This is a genomic window from Psychrobacter sp. Sarcosine-02u-2 (assembly GCF_002836335.1).
Lineage (GTDB): Bacteria > Pseudomonadota > Gammaproteobacteria > Pseudomonadales > Moraxellaceae > Psychrobacter > Psychrobacter faecalis.
In genome coordinates this window covers 1-16377 of sequence record NZ_PJBX01000115.1, presented here as the reverse complement: position 1 = coordinate 16377, position 16377 = coordinate 1, and the positions used below count along the sequence as shown (strand labels likewise).

Annotated in this window: 14 protein-coding genes; 9 read left to right on the top strand and 5 right to left on the bottom strand. The window is 44.1% G+C overall.

What is annotated here, in order from left to right; translation table 11 throughout:
* Positions 1-26 precede the first annotated feature (26 nt).
* The 3 genes from minC to CXF58_RS02280 all read right to left on the bottom strand — a co-directional run bounded on the left by minC (position 27) and on the right by CXF58_RS02280 (position 3336).
* Positions 27-905 (bottom strand): septum site-determining protein MinC, encoded by an 879-nt coding sequence (minC, locus tag CXF58_RS02290; protein WP_102076446.1) that lies wholly within the window; start codon positions 903-905, stop codon positions 27-29.
* A gap of 154 nt (positions 906-1059) precedes the next feature.
* On the bottom strand, positions 1060-2151 hold the full coding sequence (locus CXF58_RS02285; RefSeq protein ID WP_228706513.1) for a hypothetical protein: 1092 nt from the start codon (positions 2149-2151) through the stop codon (positions 1060-1062).
* Positions 2152-2367: 216 nt separating this feature from the next.
* On the bottom strand, positions 2368-3336 hold the full coding sequence (locus tag CXF58_RS02280) for an acyltransferase (protein ID WP_102076444.1): 969 nt from the start codon (positions 3334-3336) through the stop codon (positions 2368-2370).
* 514 nt (positions 3337-3850) lie between these two features.
* On the opposite strand from CXF58_RS02280, the gene CXF58_RS02275 reads away from it, so the two are divergent.
* The 7 genes from CXF58_RS02275 to CXF58_RS02245 all read left to right on the top strand — a co-directional run bounded on the left by CXF58_RS02275 (position 3851) and on the right by CXF58_RS02245 (position 12401).
* Complete coding sequence (locus CXF58_RS02275; RefSeq protein WP_068408637.1) at positions 3851-4504, top strand: YiaD family glycine zipper/OmpA-like lipoprotein; 654 nt, start codon at positions 3851-3853, stop codon at positions 4502-4504.
* Between the two features lie 276 nt (positions 4505-4780).
* Complete coding sequence (locus CXF58_RS02270; RefSeq protein ID WP_102076443.1) at positions 4781-6235, top strand: imelysin family protein; 1455 nt, start codon at positions 4781-4783, stop codon at positions 6233-6235.
* 317 nt (positions 6236-6552) lie between these two features.
* Positions 6553-8214 carry a di-heme oxidoreductase family protein gene (locus CXF58_RS02265; RefSeq protein WP_102076442.1) on the top strand — a complete coding sequence of 554 codons (1662 nt, stop codon included), beginning with the start codon at positions 6553-6555 and terminating at the stop codon, positions 8212-8214.
* A 100-nt stretch (positions 8215-8314) separates the two neighbouring features.
* Positions 8315-9460, top strand: a complete 1146-nt coding sequence (locus CXF58_RS02260; RefSeq protein ID WP_102076441.1) for an imelysin family protein — start codon at positions 8315-8317, stop codon at positions 9458-9460.
* Between the two features lie 3 nt (positions 9461-9463).
* Positions 9464-11032 (top strand): DUF1513 domain-containing protein, encoded by a 1569-nt coding sequence (locus CXF58_RS02255; RefSeq protein ID WP_102076440.1) that lies wholly within the window; start codon positions 9464-9466, stop codon positions 11030-11032.
* Positions 11033-11034: 2 nt separating this feature from the next.
* Positions 11035-11715, top strand: a complete 681-nt coding sequence (locus CXF58_RS02250) for a M48 family metallopeptidase (protein ID WP_102076439.1) — start codon at positions 11035-11037, stop codon at positions 11713-11715.
* Between the two features lie 80 nt (positions 11716-11795).
* Positions 11796-12401 carry a methyltransferase domain-containing protein gene (locus tag CXF58_RS02245; RefSeq protein ID WP_102076438.1) on the top strand — a complete coding sequence of 202 codons (606 nt, stop codon included), beginning with the start codon at positions 11796-11798 and terminating at the stop codon, positions 12399-12401.
* On the opposite strand, the gene CXF58_RS02240 is transcribed toward CXF58_RS02245, so the two are convergent.
* Positions 12379-13053 carry an HD domain-containing protein gene (locus CXF58_RS02240; protein WP_228706511.1) on the bottom strand — a complete coding sequence of 225 codons (675 nt, stop codon included), beginning with the start codon at positions 13051-13053 and terminating at the stop codon, positions 12379-12381. The genes CXF58_RS02245 and CXF58_RS02240 overlap by 23 nt on opposite strands.
* 54 nt (positions 13054-13107) lie before the next feature.
* Complete coding sequence (locus tag CXF58_RS02235) at positions 13108-14016, bottom strand: hydrogen peroxide-inducible genes activator (protein ID WP_102076437.1); 909 nt, start codon at positions 14014-14016, stop codon at positions 13108-13110.
* A gap of 275 nt (positions 14017-14291) precedes the next feature.
* On the opposite strand from CXF58_RS02235, the gene ahpC reads away from it, so the two are divergent.
* On the top strand, positions 14292-14858 hold the full coding sequence (ahpC, locus tag CXF58_RS02230) for an alkyl hydroperoxide reductase subunit C (protein ID WP_102076436.1): 567 nt from the start codon (positions 14292-14294) through the stop codon (positions 14856-14858).
* A gap of 622 nt (positions 14859-15480) precedes the next feature.
* Positions 15481-16350 (top strand): glucose 1-dehydrogenase, encoded by an 870-nt coding sequence (locus tag CXF58_RS02225; protein WP_102076435.1) that lies wholly within the window; start codon positions 15481-15483, stop codon positions 16348-16350.
* Positions 16351-16377: the final 27 nt, after the last annotated feature.

The window sequence follows — 16377 nt, the reverse complement described above, 5'->3', positions numbered from 1 at the left end:
TGAGTCGTCTAAAGAGCAAATAAAACCTAAGCGTTATCCATGACCGTAAAGACTAAACCCTGACCTTCTAAATAACGCACTTCAACCGATTTATCAATCACGTGCTCGGGTAGGTTATCACGTAAGCAATACGTGCCAGCAACTGAGACCAGAGAGGGATTAAAGACTTGGCAGAAAATACGCGCGTCTTTATCACCCGTCGCGCCTGCGACCAAACGACCTTGAGCGCGACCATAAACGTGCAGGTTATTGTCAGTAATCGCTTCAGCGCCGCTATTGACACTGTTGGTTAAAATCAAATCGCCACCGACATGGTTGAGACTTTGTCCCGAGCGCAGCATTTGATCATAAATCAAGCTGGTAATATGCTCGGCACTGATAAGCGTCTCTGCCGTCAAGGTGGTTTCAGTCGTTGCATTTACCTCGGTAGTGGCAGCAGCTTGACTATTTACAGCTGAGCCAGAATTATCGGTAGTAGAGCTGACAGAATCGTTCGCAGGTGTCGTTTGTGCGCTATCCTTAGAAGCCGCTACTTGGCTTAACTGTGTAGTGGCTTTTTTACTGGGTAAAATACGCTCGATACGTTTGCCATCCGCTGGAAATATCGCCAAGCGTAGCTGACGTGCTTGCTTATCAAGTAAGCCTGTGACCACGCCGATAGGCTGCAAACCCCACGACCAAAGCAGCTCTACCAATGCTGCTAAATCCTGCTCGACTTCACTGTCAATCAATACAGGGATATTGCTATTTTTATTACTCAGAGTACTTTCAAGTTGGCTGGCAATCGCCGCAAAATCATCGGTGCTAAACTGCAGCCGTGAAAAGGTTAGCATTTTGCCATAAAATGCCAAAGCTGGTATTTCAGGTGAGTCAAGCGCCTGCTGATTGTTGTCTGAAATCGTCATAATATACATCCTCAAAAATGGTCGTGTTGCGGTGTTCAATGTGCCGTTTTTGCCTCGGCATATAGCATCAAAGTCTAATTATTAAAAGTGTGGCCTTCAAAAATATGCATATCAAAAGTATGATTGTCAAAAAATCTGGTTCTCATTCAAAACACTACAAATTAAGCATGTCTTGATGCTTCCACTGCTGCACTTTTATTTGGGCTTCAAATTCGTCTAAACCATCGGCGATGATGCTTGAGATTAATGTATCAAGGGCGCTGTTGTCGGTATCGATTTGAGCAACGCCGCTGGCAATAGCAACCATTAACGCGTCAATACGTTCGGCGTCAAGCAGGCGCTCATTCAGTGCATATACCACGTTTTCGCCGATATTATGCCCGACATGTTGTAGCTGCGACTCAATTAACGTTCCAGCAATGGGTATCATACGCAGATAGCGGCGTAGTTCAGGCGTATTGGCCAACCCCTCTTTAATCGCATTGCCCATTTCAGTGGCGATAATGGTGCCGCCGCCCGATGACTCGGTCAGTGCTTGGAGTTTGGGTGCCAACTCTTTACGCAGTAGCGATAATATCGCCGCTTCAATCTCATTGCGATTGCGGGCAATGGTGGATTCAATAAAAGATTTATGCGTTTTGGGATCGGTCAGCTGCTGACGAAAAGTCTGAATGGTCGTTAAGATGACGCGATCAGACAGCTCTTCTAACAGCAAATTAATATAAAAATTAATGCGATTAATCCACGGCTGTGGCAGTACTTGATAACCTAGCTGATATAAGCGGCGCCCGATAATCACGGCGCGAAATAAACGCAGCGCGCGCAACTGCGGAAAACAGCCTAACACTTCATACCAATGCACAAAAGGGAAAAAGAACCAGCGGTAATACACCTTTTCTTTAATAGCAACTGCCCAGCGCAATAGCAACTCGGCAATCAAGAATAGGGTAAAAAAACCGCCCGCTGTCCGTAACGAGTCATGAATATGGTTTTGATACCAGCTTAATGCCTCGCTCATACTTAACCACTGCGCGGCATTACTACTAAAGTTACTCATCAAAATAGCGTCAGTACTGATTAAAAATAAATCAATACTGATGGCGATGAGCATCAAGATATCATAGGTCAGCTTCAAGCGATTGGGCTTGGGACGATTCGGTCTTGGCGGCGGGCTGCTGGGTAGGTCTGAGGACTGAAGAGGCGCTGGTGTTATCGGCGCACGGGTAGAAGAGGCGGGCACAGTCATACCTTATTTAGTAGTAAATGGCATTGGTAGTAAGTAGTCTTTTGCCAATCACTACCAAATAAGCGGCAAGTTTTAATGGTTATTCACATTATCAATGAATCATGCCAAAAAACAAGCCATCAACCATTATAATTTGGTATTTTAGCCGTTATCTTTTTATATAAAAAGCCATAATTTTTAATGGCTTTTTTTAATCAATTTTTTTAATGTCCTTTTTTATTCACTTTGATGCGCCGCTTGCGGATGACTCTCAAATTCCGCCAACATTTTTGTAATACGCTGATCTTTTTGACGCCAAATTTGCTCGACCCACTCAAACATTTGCGCTTTAACGGTCTCATCGTTTTCGTAGCCGCCGCCTTGAATACCGGCAAACAGCGCATCGGGTATGGCAATATGGCGGACATCGACGCCTAAGCGTTTGATATTGCCTTTCCACAAATCGCCATAGGTTGGCACGCCGTCAGGGTAGACGATGGTCATATCTAAGATACCATCGATATCAGCTCCCAAGGCGTTAATCGCCAGCGACAAACCGCCAGCGCGCGGTTTTAATAGATGGGTATAGGGTGAGTTTTGTTTATCATGTTTTTCTTGGGTAAAGCGCGTGCCTTCCAAATAATTCAACAAGGTAAACGGCTTGTCCTTTAATAATGCACAAGCGCGCTTGGCTTCTTCGATATCTTTGCCTTTAAGCGCTGGGTTTTTAGCAACTGCTTCTTTAGAATGGCGCCGCATCATTGGAAAATCTAAAAAGTAAAATGCCTGCCCAACGATAGGAATATAGATGAGCTCAAACTTGGTGAAAAACCGGGTCAGTGGTAAGCGTTTTTCACTAATGTATTGCACGATGCTGGTATCTACCCAAGACTGATGATTGCTGACCAGCAGATATTTACCGTCCATATGTACATCATCCGGCAATTGAATGCGCCAATCCTTACGCGGCAATATGGTATCAATCAAAGCATTATTGCTACCAATCCAGTGCTCGGCAATCTTTATTACCGTCCTATCAGCGATAGGAGCGCCCGTGATAATTTTGCCAACGCCCATAAGCCATAATGGAATACTGCCGCCAAAACTATTGGCAGCGATGACTCCGGCCGCTGTGGTAAGCGACATTGCTTTGCCAAGTTTTGGCGCGCGTTCGTGTATTTTTTGCATCGCAGCGTTCAAGCGCATGTCTTATTCCTTACTATTTGCTCGTTAATCGTTTCATTATTATGGTTAAACCGGTGTTTTATATCATCTCAAAAATACAGCTAATTTTTCTAACAAGTTTTAGCAAATTATAATCGCATTTTATCTAATAAATTTTAGTACTAATATTAGGTAAGACCTAATTTTAGTCCAGTCATTTTTCGGCTTTTTAATTCGTAAAATGTTTCTACCAAAGTTTTTATAAGATAATGTTAGCAGAAAATAATTAGAGTGTACGACTGTAAACGTGACTTGCGGTAACAAACAACGCGCTTTTATAAACACTAGGCTATAGATACTTATGCACTTTCCATACATAGATGTGACAAAATATTACACACAAATAGACGGTAATTGCCATAATAATAGTAAGTGTGAATAAACAAATAAAAAGGTTTGTTGACGCATATTCGTGACAAGCAATATCTATAAAAACACCGTTTATTTATCGATACCTATATTGATAGCCCATTTTTTCAACTTAAGAGGACATATTATGCGTAATACATTAATGGTTGCAGCATTGGCATCAGGCTTAGCATTGAGTGGCTGTACGACTGATCCAAACACTGGACAGCAACGTTTAAATAAAACTGCTATCGGTACGCTAGCGGGTGCAGCTGGTGGTGCGACTATCTCAAAAGCAACAGGCGGTAGTAAAACTGGTCGTGATGCGGCTATCGGTGCAGCATTGGGTGCAGGCGTAGGCTACTACATGGAGCGTCAAGCGAAGCAGCTAGAGCAGCAAATGGCGGGTACTGGCGTTACGGTTACCCCAAATGCAAACGGTAACATTGACTTGGTTATGCCAGGTAATATCACTTTTGCCTTTGACAGTGCTTCGTTGAACCCATCGTTTAGACCAACGCTTGATAAGCTTGCGGCAACGATGAATGAATATAACCAAAATACAGTTACGATTGCTGGTCATACTGACAGTGTAGGTAACCCATCTTATAACATGAACTTGTCACGCGATCGTGCCAACTCTGTGAGAAATTATCTGGTTAGCCGCGGCGTAGCTTCTAACCGTATCAACGTAGTTGCTTATGGCCAGACTCGTCCAATCGCTGATAACAATAGCGATTATGGTCGTCAGCAGAACCGCCGCGTTGAGCTAACGGTAAATGCACCAAGCAGCGTTCGTTAATCGCTACTGATATTTGAAATATCAAATAAAAAAGACCAACGCGAAGTTGGTCTTTTTTTGCTTGAAATTCGTCTAATATTCAAAAAATTATATTTGATAATAGTTATCAATAACATTATAATTTGCAGGGATTGAATTTTGTCAGCCTTTAACGGGCGTTTAAATTTAACTAGGGTTTAAATGGATTTTATCTTATTGAAATTATAAGTCTTTAAGCTTTCCTTTTATCACTTTATCTTTTGTCATTTTATCTAATGTATCTCATCGAGGACGTGTATGAATATCAGCCCAGCGACAAGCCGTAAAATTTTACCGACTACTTTAGCTGCTGCATTGGCAGGGATACTGCTAGTATCAGGATGTACCAAACAGTCTGATGAGACCACAGCGTCAGAGGCACAAACCGACGTCCAAGCAACCCAAAACAGCGATAACAAAACGTCTTCGGCTGCTGATCAGGCGCATATCGATCGATTGTTGATTAGCTATGCTGATATGGCGCACGCCGCCTATAAAGATTCTTTAGAAACGGCCAAACTTTTACAAACAGCAGTGAATACTTATGTAGACACGCCGACCCAAGCCAATCTTGACGCTGCAAAGGCTGCCTATAAAGCCGCGCGTCAGCCATATTCACAGACTGAAGTGTTTCGCTTCGACGAAGGCTTTGTGACCGCTGATGATAAACGCGCACTTGGTAGCGTTGATGGCTGGGAAGGACAGGTAAATGCTTGGCCGCTAGATGAAGCCTTGATTGACTATGTTAGTGACAGTTATGAGGGTGAATATAACAGTCAGGACAATATTATCAATAGCAAGAGCATCACGGTTGGTAGCATCAAGCAAGATACCAGCACCATTACGCCTGACTTGCTGGCTGAGATGAACGAGATTGGTGGTAGTGAGGCTAATGTCACTACCGGTTATCATGCGATTGAGTTTCTGCTGTGGGGACAGGATACCAATGGCGTTGGTGAAAGTGCAGGTAATCGTCCGGTGAGCGACTATATAACGACCGAGGGCGAATGTACCAGCGGCGATACGACAAACACAGATGCGAGTATTTGCGAGCGCCGTGGACAGTATCTAAAAGCGGTTACCCAGTTATTGATCAATGATTTGACCGCGATGGAAGCCCAGTGGCAACCTGATAGCGAAAACACCTTACGTAGCGATATGATGGCCCGTAAAGACAAAAACGGTCTGCGTCAAATCATGTATCAAATGGGCAGCTTAGCACTTGGTGAGCTAGCTTCTGAGCGTATACAGGTGGCGTTCGTCACTGGCTCTACCGAAGATGAGCATGAATGCTTTAGTGATTTGACTCATTTGAGCTATGCTAATAATGCCCGCGGCATTCAAAATATCTTTAATGGCGGGTATAAAACCGTCGCTGGCAAGACAGTGGGCGGTTATGGACTAAAGAATTATCTTGTCGATACCGGCAATAAAGAAGCGGCTGATAAACTTGCGACTGATTTTGCTAACGTAGAAGCGGCGTTTAAAGTCATCGTTGAAAAAGCCGAGAAAGAAGGCATCAAGGTCGATCAGATGATTGCAACCGTAGGTCAAGCCAGCAAGCACGGTATTTCTGCTGAAGAGCAAAACAAACGCCGCGGCTGGATTGAAAGTAGTATCACAAGCTTACAACAGCTAACCGATGGTATCGAAAATGCAGCAAAAGCCGTTGGCATTGATAATTTAGACGCTGATGCAGGTTCACAGTTTTAAATAGTGCTTATTTAAAAGAGCGCTTATTTAAAAGGACATCTATTTAAAATGGTGCTTTTGGTTTTAATTTAGGAAGCCTTAATAGCCTGTATTTATGTGCCTGATGAGTCGTTATCAGTGAATGAGAATTATTTTTATAGAAAAATAATTTAGGTATAATATACACGTTGTCGACCGCTGTTGGCAGCGTGTTTTTTTATAGCGCAGCAATGATTTATCGAATTGAAATATTTATTGACTAAAAATGCTTATCAAATAAAAATGAAAAAATTATAGCACGCGTTTTTAATGGTTCCATACCAGAACTAAGGTTCCCTATGAGTAGCAGTAATGTGTCAACCGCCAAACAATCTACCGCGTTTTATTCTCCTTTAATATTTAAAAATTCGCTATTAAAGCTATCGCTAGGAGTGACATGCGTGCTCTCATTAAGCGCCTGCCAGCCATCTCCAACGGACGACACCGCCAATAATAACGACAATAAAGCCCAAGACAGTAGCTATTTGCAAAATATAACGCCTGAGCGTGCTCAAACGATTGAAGCGCTAGCGGGCGTCCCTATGCAGCAGCTTGCCAGCTTTGATGCGCAAGAAATCAAACAAGGTGGCGATACTGGTATTAGTATCACCACGAGCGAAAGCTACTCTAAACCTTCTTCAAATATCACCGCTTCGCGTAAAGGCTCTTTCTTTATCGGCAATGCGTTTTTTAGGCAACCTTGGGTGGTCGCGCCGGCAAGTACCGATAGCCGTGATGGGCTTGGCGCTTTATTTAACGTTGCTGCCTGTCAATCTTGCCATATCAAAGACGGTCGCGGTCATGCGCCGATGAGAAGTGATGACGATGCTGATAGCTTGTTGATTCGCCTTGCGATGCCGGCGACTACCGAAGCGCAGCGCCAAAAGCTAAAAGATTCCTTGATTGAAAAAGTCGCCCATCCTATGTATGGCGGTCAATTGCAGGACCGCGGTGTGCAAGGCGTGCCTGCTGAAGCCCGAATTGTAGTACAGTGGAACGATAAACCCGTTACCTTTGCTGATGGTCATGTCGAGACCTTGCGTGCGCCAACCTTTAATCTGACCAAACCCGGTTATGGTCCATTTGATAATGAGCTGATGGTATCGCCGCGTGTGGCCTTACCGATGATTGGGCTTGGGTTACTCGAGCAGATTCCAGACGATGATATTAAAAAACAAGCAGTCAAAGTAAATAACGCTAATAGCGACATTAGCGGTAAATTTAATATGGTCATGGATCCACAAACGGGTAAAGTGGCATTAGGACGCTTTGGCTGGAAAGCTGGTCAAACCAAGCTGATTACTCAAAACCAAAGTGCGTTTAATGAGGATATGGGGCTGACCTCAAATATCCGTCCGCATGAGTCTTGTATGCCAGCGCAGACCGCTTGTGTGAATGCCGCAACAGGTGCTGATGAACAAGGTAATGGTAAGCCGCCCGTCGAAGTCAATGATGAAGTGGCAAAGTTCGTCGAATTTTATACCCGTAATCTGGCGGTGCCGCATCGCCGCAATGCCGAAGACAAGCTGGTATTGGCCGGCAAAAAACGCTTTTATGATATGGGCTGTCAAAGCTGCCATACGCCGCGTTATCAGTTGCCAAAAACCGACGATGACCATCTTGAGCAGCACGGACAAGTGATTTATCCTTATACCGATTTATTGTTGCATGACATGGGCGATGGCTTGGCTGATCGTACCATTGCGGGTAAGCTGCCATCAAAAGACTTGCAGGTTGAGTTTTTAGCCAACTCTTATGAGTGGCGCACGCCTGCTTTGTGGGGCATTGGTCTTGCGCAAACCGTCGATCCACAAGCGACGTTTTTACATGATGGGCGCGCGCGTACTTTGATGGAAGCGGTACTTTGGCATGGCGGCGAAGCGGAAAAGCAGAAGCAAAAAGTACTTAAGCTTGATAAACAAGGACGCAGTGAGTTGAATGCGTTCTTAAAGTCATTATAAAAATAAGCGTATGAGCGTTAAAAGCGATGGTCATTCAACGTAAGAAATACAAAGTTAAATAATTACTTATATCAATATTCATCCAAATACTGAGAAATCTATGAAAATAAACCCTGCTTTAGCAATGGCATTATCAGCGCTAAGTGCTGGTATTCTAATTAGCTGTGTCAAACCTGCGGAAGAAAATAAAGTACCAGAGGTAGATAGCCAAGTCGCGCAAGAGGGTGCTACTTCTAAGGCTGCTGCTGAAAAAGACAGTAATGACGCTAAGGTTGCAGCAGTAGATATTAGTCCTGATACCGAAAAAACCTATCTGACCCACGTGGCAAATGACATTGTCATTCCAGCCTATGCAGATGCCGCAAAGCAGAGTGATTTATTGCATGATTTGGCAAAGAAATCTTGTCAGCAAGCGCCCGTGAGCGGTGATGCGCTAAAAGAATTGCGCGACCAATGGTTGGTGCTCGCACAAGCTTGGGCAAGCGCTGAGATGGTTAACTTTGGACCAGCGACGGCGAGCATGAGTAACTTATATATCAATTATTATCCTGATGAGCGCGGCCTGGTACATAGCGGGGTCGCTGATTTGATTGCTGCCAATCCCAAGCTTACCGCCGAGCAGTTGGCTAACGAGAGCGCCATCGTGCAAGGCGTGCCAGGCTTAGAAGAAGTGCTTTATGCCAATGATAGTTTGGATGCTGGGCAGTGCGCATATGTGATGAGCGCGAGCAGAGCTTTGAGCACACGTCTAAAAGATATCGAGAAAAACTGGCAGCAAAATGCCACTGATTTACTAGCAATTGATAAAACCGCCGAGAGCGATCAAGGTTTAAACCAATGGTTTAACTCGCTGCTGTCATTGGTTGAGACGATGAAATCTAACGCTATCGACCAGCCATTGGGTTTAACTGCTAAAGCAAAAGGTCATCTGCCAGCTGCGACCGCTGGACAAAGCCGCGCGATTATCACTGCGAAATTGGCAACCTTAAATCAAGCAATGACTGACCCTGTTTTGACTGCTATTCTTGGTGGCAATAATGAAAATGCAGTGGCGGATAATCTATCAACCGCGCTTGCCGATACCACGACGTTACTGGCACAAATGCCAGAAGATTTGGCGACTGCTGATAAAGCGACGCAGCAAGAACTACTTGATCATCTCACGACCATTACGCGCATTATTAAGCGTCAATTGATTCCAACCCTTGGTCTGCGTGTTGGCTTTAACAGCACCGATGGCGATTAAATAATGGCTACTATTGACGCTAAGACAGCAAATAAAAAGCAAGGTACAGCACAAGGTACAAGGCCTAATGATGAGCTGCTGGCGACATCGGCACTGACCCTGCTTTGTGCTGCCATGGGTACAGCCGCGCTTGTCGGTATCCATCATCGTTTTCGTAAACAGCAGCAACCTGATGCCAGCTTATGGGATTATGTGGCAGGTATGGGCGCGCAGTTACAGTTGATAAACTTGACGCCTAAACGCGAGCTCGTGCAATTTCGCCACGCTTGTCAGCAAGCGGCAGTTGCATGGCAGCAGGCTTATCGCTCACAGAGAGATGACGGGCAAAATAACAAGTCTTATAGCGTAAGCGATTTTAGCGCAGCACATACGACCACAATACTGCCACGACCTGTTTGTTGGGTTAGCGGCGTGGCGTCTATGCCAAAAAACATCGCTTTAGTAACTGAAGACTGTGACGCTAGTCATAATGAGCACGACTTCGGCGTGGTTGGTATCGACGCTGATAGGCAAGTCGTTTGGCAAACGACCATGCCCGAACGCGTGCATGATATTGTCGTTCAACCTATTTCTGATAGGCAAAAATTTTTTGCTAAGAATAACCAAGCACGTGATGTGGTGGTGATGGGTCGGCGCCCGAGCGAAAGGTTTTGGGTATTAGACACGGCAACTGGGCAAGTAAAGTTTGCTATTAAAGCGTCTACGCATCGTCATTTTTATGGCCATGCTTGTTATAGCCTGGATGGTAAATTGCTCTACGTGACCGAAAATGACACCGTAAGCTTAGACGGTAAAATCGGTATTTATGATGCCTGTGATCATTATCAAAAAATAGCAGAGTATGACTCGCATGGTATCGGCCCGCATGAGCTGATTATGCATCCTGATGGCGAAACGTTGGTGATTGCGAATGGTGGTATCAAAACCGAGCAAGCGTCGCGTGAAGAGCTCAATTTAGACAGTATGCGACCGTCATTGGCTTACCTCAATCGTCATACTGGCGATTTGCTTGAGCAGATTATGCCTGAGCACAATCAAATGAGCGTGCGTCACCTCGCCATGCATGACGATGGCACGGTGATGATAGGTATTCAGTTTCAAGGCGAAAAGCATATCAATGTGCCGTTAGTATTGACCCATAAACGCGGTGAATCTGATTTTAAAGCACTGATGATGCCCAATGATCAGTGGCAACGTTTCCACCAATATATCGCTAGCGTCGCGGTTGATAGTGAGCGTAACCTATTATGTGTGACCACGCCAATTGGCGGTTGTGCGGCGATTTATGACTTAAATACTCGTACATTGATTGATGATATTAGCTTACCAGATTGTGCCGGTGCAGCCGTATTAGCAAATCAGAATGCTGACAAAGCTGGCGTTAACAATGCCAATGCTAATGCTAATGCGCACTCAGGTTTTATCGTTAGTGATGGACAAGGTCAGTTAACCGCGTTAACTGTTAATCATTTAGCAACTGCTGAACTTACTAGAGTAGATAACGTTGAGCGTATTTTTATAGACAGCAAATATCATCTGATGTCGTTTGACAATCATTTGCAAGCGCTGTGAGCATGAATGTGCCGTCACAGTATGATTCGCCCTTATTAAATAGCGCTATACGTTGTTTGGCGCAAGCGGATATTGAACTACACATCAGCAAAAAGCGCGTTAAAAATATCAATTTTCGCTTAAAACCGCATAAATTAATGGTCTCTATACCAATCTCTCTTAGCTCAGCGCAAACTGCTCAGGCGATAGAGAAACGCGTGCCTTGGGCAATCGCCAATCATGCGCATGTATTAGAACGTTATAAACGTCAGCAAATCCCATCACAGCAATCTATAAAAGAGACTTCAACTGCCGATAGCACACTGCTATTGTGGGGCATAGAGCAATCATTCACCTTAAACCACGATAAAAAAATTGCCTACTATCGGCAACATCTCTCTGAAGTAATTCCTGCATTATTTAATAAATGGCAACCGATTGTCGGCGCTTATGCTAATGAAATACGTCTAAAGAAAATGCATACACGCTGGGGCAGTTGCAATACCCGCGCACGGCGGATTTGGTTGTCCGTCTATCTCCCAGCCTATCCTATCGAATGCACCGAATACGTCATCGTCCATGAGCTTTGTCATCTGCATCATGCCAATCATAGCCGTGCTTTTTGGCAAACGGTGGCGACGGCAATGCCCGATTATCAATATTGGCATGATATGTTGGCGGGTAAAACAGGGCACCTAGATTAAAGTACGACCTACTGCTAAATAACCAGATGTCATGCCTTAATCTGCTAAGATAAGGTTTTTTATCGAAACAAGGATGTGCTATGGAAAACGTCAATCAAGCGCAGTTTTGGCAACAGCGTTATGAAGAGAACAGTATCGGCTGGGATATGGGGCAAGTGTCACCACCGCTCAAAGCTTATATTGACCAGTTGCCTGAATCTGCTAAAGAGCAAGCGATTTTAGTACCGGGCGCGGGCAATGCTTATGAGGTCGGTTATCTGCATGAGCAAGGGTTTACCAATGTCACCTTGGTTGATTTTGCCCCTGCGCCGATTGAGGCTTTCGCAGAGCGCTATCCCAACTTTCCAGCAGAGCATTTGGTCTGTGCTGATTTTTTTGCGTTATCGCCAGCACAATACCAGTTTGATTGGGTGCTTGAGCAGACGTTTTTTTGTGCCATAAATCCTGCGCGCCGTGATGAATATGTGGCGCAGATGGCCGCATTATTGAAACCGAATGGCAAGCTGGTTGGGCTGCTGTTTGATAAGGATTTCGGACGAGAGGAACCGCCATTTGGCGGCTCGAAAGCTGAATACCAGCAGCGTTTTGCACCCTATTTCGATATTGAGATTATGGAGACAAGCTATAACTCGCATCCCGCGCGGCAGGGCAGTGAGCTGTTTATTAAGATGCGTGTAAAATCTTAATCTCACGCTTGATGTTTTGCCGAGCCTGCTTTTCTAACCTGTCATAATAATAATCGGTTAGGTAAAGCTTCGGGTGCGCCAATAACTCTGTTAATACTGCTCTACGTCCATCACGATAATCTGGGTTTGAGACATACGCATATTCTTGCCGAACCGCTTGGGCATATTGCTCGTAATCAGTCCAAGATGCCCCCAGAATACTCAAATCCATATCTAGTAAATAGGCAGCATCAAAGTTCTTTTGAGCGTTTGAGCAGTCAGCAAGCTCATGATTGGCCGTCATCATAATGAGCGCATAAATATGTTGGCACGGCGCTGCCGTGAAATAAGGACGTAGCGCCTCTACGGCATATTCTGCACTTTTTAGCTCATTATCTGAGCGCGTCGGCTCATATATCACGTCATGATAAAACAGTGCCAATGCGATAATATGCGGCTCATTTAAAACATGCTTAATCTGCTCAAACTGCGCAAATAATTGCTCAATATGCTGCAAGCTATGATAAGCACGCTGGTTTTCGTTATAACGTATAGCGATATCTTGCCAAAGATTGTTAACTTTTTCTGGCTCAACAGCGCTATTAATAGCTGTCAAATGCTGCGCAAAAACCTTACCAAGCTCAGTCTCCATGTGCGCAAAAGCCTTTATCATTTAACTTCCTTATTCCTCATACTTTTTAGCCAACTTCCATTCATCACCAGTCATTTATTTTTTATGAGCTGCCTCTTCAAAGGCTTGTTTAAATAGTTGCCCAAGCAAATTAACATCATCAACGCGGGCATAGTTTAAACGGGTGACAAAAGCGATATGACGATGCGGCCCTTTTTCTGCTAGTGGTACTGCGACTGCATTTTGGTTTTGCAAATGCAGCTGATCGAGTGCCATTTCTGGCACCAAGGTCGTGCCCATATTAGCAAGCGCCATTTGTATTAGGGTGTTCAAGCTGGCATCAGAAAAGCTTGATTTCATTTGCGCGCGGTCGAAATGACAGACGGTCAAGGTTTGATCGGTCAGACAATGTCCTTCGCCAAGTAACATCAGATTGGCGGTTGCTAGCTCATCGGCGTTAATTTTTTCAAGCTTGGCATGGACGTCATCCTGTGGAAAGACCGCAAAGAAATCTTCCGCCCAAAACTCAAAGGTATGCAAACCATCGACCGCATAAGGCAGCGCAATAATGGCGGTATCAATATGACCATAGCGCACTTGCTCAAGTAAACGCTCGGTTTGCTGCTCGATAACCGTCATGCGAAATTCAGGGTAGTGCTTACGTAGCGCAGGTAGGACTTTTGGCAGTAGATACGGCGCAATCGTCGGAATGATACCAACCGTCATCGGGTACGCAAGCGGTGATTGATGGCTATGTGCGCGCGTAGTCAAGTCATTGACTTCAGAAAATATACGCTGCGCCCGCGTCAAGATATCTTCACCGATAGGCGTAATCAAAACTTGCTTATTATTACGCTCAAAAATCTGCGTATCTAATTGTTTTTCTAACTCGGCGATACCTAAACTCAGCGCTGATTGTGAAATATTACAGTCTTCTGCTGCCCGTTTAAAATGACGATGTTTGGCAACTGCTAAGGCAAACTCAAGTTGACGTAAAGTAATCATAAAACCTCTCTATTAATGGGTTTTGAACGCCATTTGTTTTGGGCGTTTATCTTGTGTACTATAGCAATTTAATGCCGATGTTCGTATAAAAAAAACCGTTAGAATAGTTTAACAAGTTTAATAAAACAAAACATCACATTAAAAACTTTTAACTGGATTAACCATAGAATTCGCGTATAGTTTGTCTTGTAACCCAGTTAATGAGTGGGTTAATCAAAACCTACAGCCATAAACACAATTAACTTAACAACAATCAATCAAAAAAGGAGCCAATCATGGCGTCAATTATCAATCAAGAAATTCCAGAGTTTTCAGCAGAAGCGTTTGTAAATGGTGAGTTCAAAACCATCACTTCAGAAGACGTAAAAGGCAGTTGGGCCATCTTCCTATTTTACCCAGCTGACTTTACCTTTGTTTGCCCAACTGAATTAGAAGACATGGCAGCCCATTACGAAGAGCTTAAAGGCCTAGGCGTAGAAGTGTACTCAGTATCAACTGACACACATTTCACTCACAAAGCATGGCATGATTCTTCAGACGCTATCGGCAAAGTCACTTATCCAATGATCGGTGACCCAACTGGCCGTATCACTCGTGGCTTTAATGTCATGATCGAAGAAGCCGGTTTGGCAGAGCGTGGTAGTTTCTTAGTAGACCCAGATGGTAAAATCCAAGTCGCTGAAATACATGCAGGTGGTATTGGCCGTAGTGCAAAAGACATGCTACGTAAAGTAAAAGCGGCACAGTACGTTCGTGATAACGACGGCGAAGTTTGCCCAGCAGCTTGGGAACAAGGTCAAGAAACCCTTAAACCAAGCCTAGATCTAGTTGGTAAAATCTAAGGATATACTTAGATAACTGACTATTTAGACTAGCGAAAAGATAAGTATAAAATTTAATAGTAAGTTTTCGTTTTTAAAAGAAAACGCTATTAAATAATGACTTGAAAACGCCCCATCGGCTTTGATTGATGGGGCGTTTTTTTGTCTATTTTTTATAGGCAGATATTTAGAGATAGATAGTTTTAGGACAAGATTACAGGCTGTCTACAGATTGTCACCTAAGTTCATTCGATTTTTATCACAGAATGATTATGATTTAAAGATATAGTGAGTGGAAAGTAATATCGATACATCACGCACTGCTGATATCAATTTTTCTTGCTTGCTGTACCTGCGCAGACAGAGGCGACAAAAAATTGATATCAGCAATACCGTCGCGTTTTAGAATATTTTGACTATATCTATGATTTAAAGATATCTACGTCAACATCCATTTAAGTATATGAGCGTCATTAATAAAAACGTTACATCGAAAACGATACATCAATGATTACGTGCGACTGGGTTAAATTTTCCTTGCTTGTTGCCATCACAGTAGAGGCGACGAAGCACTCACCTTAGTTGCACAGAAATGGTTTTACATTGAACCTATCACATAAATCGGTAATGAAGAGAGGATATTATGAGTAACGACAAATCATCTGCTAAAGAATTTCCGAAACAAGAACAATCGCTACCAGGCTCGCATCAAGAGCAGCACCCAAGCCCTGAGGTACTGCCAAAAGAGTATCCAAATGGCAAGCTTGCTGGGAAAGTTGCTATTATCACTGGCGCTGATAGCGGGATTGGGCAAGCAGTAGCAATATTATTTGCCAAAGAAGGCGCGGACGTAGTGGTCAGCTACCTATGTGAAGATGACGATGCTAATATGACCAAAAAGCACGTAGAATCTTACCAGCAGCGATGCTTACTGGTGGCGTCAGATTTATCAGAAGAAGCTAACTGTCAAAAGCTAATCGATACCGCCATCGCTGAGTTCGGCAAAATTGATATTTTAGTCAATAACGCTGGGATGCAGGTTGAGCAAGAAACGCTCACCGATATCAGTAGTGCGCAATTTGATAAAACCATTCATACCAATTTTTATCCGCATTTTTGGTTGAGTAAATTTGCCTTACCACACATGCCAGCGGGTAGCTCGATTATCAATACCACCTCTATCACCGCTTATCGCGGCAGTGACCATTTGATTGATTATGCCGCCACTAAGGGCGCGATTTTATCTTTCACCCGTGCTTTAGCCAATAATTTAATGAGTCAGGATAAAGGTATTCGCGTCAATGGCGTCGCACCCGGTCCTATTTGGACGCCGCTTATTGTGGCGTCATTTATCCCTGATGAGATAGAGAAGTTCGGTCAAAGCACGCCGATGGGCCGCGCCGGTCAGCCAAACGAGGTCGCGCCTGCTTATCTATACTTAGCCAGTGACGACGCAAGCTATGTTACAGGACAAGTCATCCATGTAAATGGCGGCGAGATTGTCGGTGGATAAAGTGAGTAGATGAGTGCTTCATTAAGT